A 3,794-nucleotide genomic window follows, 5' to 3' on the forward strand; every position below is an offset into this window, starting at 1 on the left:
TCATTTCATCATTTCATCATTTCATCATTTCATCATTTCATCATTTCATCATTTCATCATTTCTATTTTATATACTCAGATCAAATAATAATCTTATCCGTTAGCTCACATAAGTAAGTTGATTGTACTTATATGATTATTTATAGATTGCTACTATTCTCTATTAAGCCTGACTGATAGACTTACCTCATCTTAGTTTTTTAGTATTGAAGGTAGTATGAACCTGAATTCTGAACTCAAATTATTTAATAGCTTTGGTATTGAGGCGAAAGCATCGTCTTTATCTATCGTACAAAGTGCGGATGCTTTACATCAACTGTGGATAGAGACAACAAATAAAAAATTACCCATATTGCTACTTGGTAGTGGAAGTAATATTTTATTTATTGAAGATTTTGAAGGTGCCGTCATCGTTAATAGAATCAAAGGCATTCAAATAACACAGACAGATGAATTCTGGCATATACAAGTTGGAGCTGGCGAAAATTGGCATCAGTTGTTGGAAATACTGTTAAGCAAAGGTATTTATGGTGCTGAAAATTTAGCACTGATCCCTGGCTGTGTAGGTTCTGCGCCTATTCAAAATATTGGCGCATATGGATTAGAATTAAAAGATATATGTGAGTATGTTGACCTACTTTGTTTAGCGACTGGAAATATTACTCGCCTTTCTGTTGATGAGTGCCAGTTTGGATACCGTGATAGTATTTTCAAGCATGCATATAAAGAGAATTACGCCATTGTTAGCGTCGGATTGAAACTTTCTAAGGTATGGGCACCAAAACTAACATACGGAGACCTCGCTAAGCTAGATCCCGCTATAGTGACTCCACAACAAGTCTTTGAGTCTGTATGTCAGACACGTAAAAGTAAATTACCTGATCCTACCGTAACAGGCAATGCGGGGAGTTTTTTTAAAAACCCCGTTATATCAGCTGAAGAAGCGCAGCAAATTAAAATTAAATATCCAACTTGCCCACAATACTTGCAAATAGATGGGCGTGTAAAACTTGCTGCTGGGTGGTTAATCGATCAGTGTGGCTTGAAAGGCTATGAAATGGGCGGCGCTGCGGTACACACAGAACAAGCATTAGTCTTAATTAATAAAAATCAAGCAACAGGACAAGATATTGTTGAATTAGCTAAATTTGTAAGCCAGACAGTCGCAAAGCGCTTTGGTATTCTTTTAGAACCTGAAGTTAGATTTATTGGAAAGAAAGGTGAGATTAACGCTATGGATTGTCTTGTATGAAAGAGATAAGTATACCTTTACAGCTTGTTGATATTTTATCGGATGCACAGCTGCACTCAGGTGAACAGCTTGGCGACAAGTTAGGCATGACAAGGGCGGCAATTAATAAACACATTAAAACGCTACGATCATGGGGCTTGAATATTCAAACGGTGACAGGTAAAGGTTATAAGCTCCCTTATCAAATGAATCTATTAAACAGAGAAACAATTAAAAAGCAAATTGATGACGTTAATATCATCGTAGAACCTGTTATTGACTCAACCAACCAATACATGTTGGAACGGATCCCAAATCTTAAATCGGGTGATACTTGTTTAGCTGAATATCAAAGTGCAGGTCGAGGAAGGAGAGGCCGCCAATGGATCTCTCCATTTGGTTGCAACCTTTATTTGTCAATGTATTGGAAACTCGAACAAGGGCCTGCTGCGGCAATAGGGTTAAGTTTAGTTGTAGGTATTGTTATCGCTGAAACACTAAATAAGTTAGGTTCGAATAAAGTAAAAGTAAAATGGCCTAATGACCTTTATATGAATGATAAAAAACTTGCAGGTATTCTTGTTGAATTAACCGGTAAAACTGGTGATGCTGCGCATATTATTATTGGCATTGGTATTAATATTGGAATGGATAAAAATAACGTTGAAGATAATAAGGCAATAAATCAGTCATGGGCATCTTTAATAGATGAAGTTAATGATATTGAACGAAATGAATTATCAATAAATATTATTCAAACATTAAGAACAGCATTAGTTTTATTTGAGAAAGCAGGTTTAAAACCTTTCATCGAGCGTTGGTTTAAGCTTGATAATTTTTTCAATAGGAAAATTAAGCTATTGATAGGTAATGATATTGTAGTTGGCGTTGAACGAGGAATTAATGAGCAGGGTGCACTTTTATTACAAAAAGAAAACGGAGAAATTGTGCCATATATTGGTGGTGAAATATCATTAAGATCAAATGAATAATAAAATTTCGGGCCGGAATTAAACCGGCCAATAATAATTAAAAAATAACTACTTTCTCAATCTAACACTTTGAATAGAATGATTTTCACCTTTGGTCATTATTAAACTTGCTCGTTCTTTTGTTGGCAATATATTTTCTTTTAAATTTAATCCATTAATCTCATCCCAAATTGAGCTAGCAATATTTATAGCTTCTTCTTCACTTAATTTAGAGTAACTATGAAAATAAGATCCAGGAGCAGAAAATGCACCTTGGCGAAATTTTAAAAAGCGTCCTATATACCATTGTTTTAATAGTTGTGGTGCAGCATCTACATAAATTGAAAAATCGACAAAATCTGAAACGAATACATGATGCGGATCTTGCGGGTAATCCATGTCACTTTGAAGAACGTTTAGTCCTTCAAGGATCAATATATCAGGTTGATCGATGATTTGTTGCTGGTCGGGGACAATATCATAGGTTAAATGAGAATAAACAGGCGCAGCAACATGGCGTGCGCCAGATTTAATCTGTGAAACAAAGTTAACTAGTTTCCTCATATCATAAGATTGTGGAAAACCTTTTTTCTTCATTATATTTTTATCTTTTAACACCTGATTAGGATGTAAAAAGCCATCAGTCGTAATAAGGTCAACTTTTCTGTGTTCTGGCCAGCGCGTTAATAACGCCTGAAGTAAACGGGCTGTCGTGCTCTTACCTACTGCCACGCTACCGGCAATGCCGATAATATAAGGAACTTTGGCCCCATTAGTCCCTAAGAATTGTTCTAAGACAGCTTGGCGACGTAGGTTAGAGCTTATATAAAAATTAAGTAAGCGAGATAGTGGTAGATAGATTTCGATAACATCCTTCATCGAGAGTTCTTCATTGATGCCTTTCAATTCAAGAAGCTCACTGGATGTTAGAGTCAACGGGACTGAATCACGTAAAGTTGACCAATGTTCTCTATCAAACTCTAAATATGGAGTGTTAATAAAATTTTCATTTTGTTTCATAAACCAACATCTGCCTATTTTATGCAGGTTGGATAGGTTGCCTAAACATCCGTATCCATAAAATTTGATAGCATCATAGCGAGTGAAAGATTGTAGGCGTAGAACTTTTTATGTTTTATATGCTTTTTTTTGACGGGTGCAGTAAAAAAGACATTAACTGACTAAAAAACACTCTAACAATTAGAGTGATAGAAGTGTGATAGTGGCTATAAAATAGACATTTAAAAAATGTAAACCTATTAGAGCTCTTTACTCATGAATTAATAATGGATTATAGTTAAAGGCTGCTGTTGATGTTTTAAGCGAGAAAGAGTTAAAAAAACAGCAAAAATGCAATAAACGGATAAAAAGTGAGCGAACGAACAAAAAAGTTAATTTTTTTGTTGCAACATGCGCTCAGTCTTCCTAGAATGCGCAGCACTTGATGCCGGCATAGCTCAGTTGGTAGAGCAACTGACTTGTAATCAGTAGGTCCCGAGTTCGACTCTTGGTGCCGGCACCATTAAAAATTTGGATAGGTGGGATACCCAAGCGGCCAAAGGGAGCAGACTGTAAATCTGCCGTCATCGACT

General features: G+C 35.9%; 3 protein-coding genes and 1 tRNA gene. 3 read left to right on the plus strand and 1 reads right to left on the minus strand.

Annotated features, from left to right (window positions below; genetic code table 11):
* The first annotated feature begins 217 nt into the window (after positions 1–217).
* Entirely contained in the window at positions 218–1,252 is a 1,035-nt protein-coding gene (gene murB, locus ACTH6U_RS21250) for a UDP-N-acetylmuramate dehydrogenase (RefSeq protein WP_441833091.1), read from the plus strand.
* A complete protein-coding gene (gene birA, locus ACTH6U_RS21255; RefSeq protein ID WP_441833092.1) occupies positions 1,249–2,223 on the plus strand; it encodes a bifunctional biotin--[acetyl-CoA-carboxylase] ligase/biotin operon repressor BirA in 975 nt (324 codons plus the stop codon). Before murB ends, birA begins: the two co-directional genes overlap by 4 nt.
* Positions 2,224–2,271: 48 nt before the next feature.
* Here the strand turns inward: birA and coaA are convergent, their stop codons facing one another.
* Positions 2,272–3,222, minus strand: a complete 951-nt coding sequence (gene coaA, locus ACTH6U_RS21260; RefSeq protein WP_434720982.1) for a type I pantothenate kinase — start codon at positions 3,220–3,222, stop codon at positions 2,272–2,274.
* A 426-nt stretch (positions 3,223–3,648) separates the two neighbouring features.
* On the opposite strand from coaA, the gene ACTH6U_RS21265 reads away from it, so the two are divergent.
* Positions 3,649–3,724: transfer RNA gene (locus ACTH6U_RS21265), tRNA-Thr, on the plus strand.
* Positions 3,725–3,794 lie beyond the last annotated feature (70 nt).

The organism is Providencia sp. (genome assembly GCF_052096715.1).
Lineage (GTDB): Bacteria > Pseudomonadota > Gammaproteobacteria > Enterobacterales > Enterobacteriaceae > Providencia.

Coding starts and splice junctions, on each gene's coding strand:
- coaA (WP_434720982.1), bottom strand. CDS start 3,222: ATGAAACAAAATGAAAATTTTATTAACACTCCATATTTAGAGTTTGAT.
- birA (WP_441833092.1), top strand. CDS start 1,249: ATGAAAGAGATAAGTATACCTTTACAGCTTGTTGATATTTTATCGGAT.
- murB (WP_441833091.1), top strand. CDS start 218: ATGAACCTGAATTCTGAACTCAAATTATTTAATAGCTTTGGTATTGAG.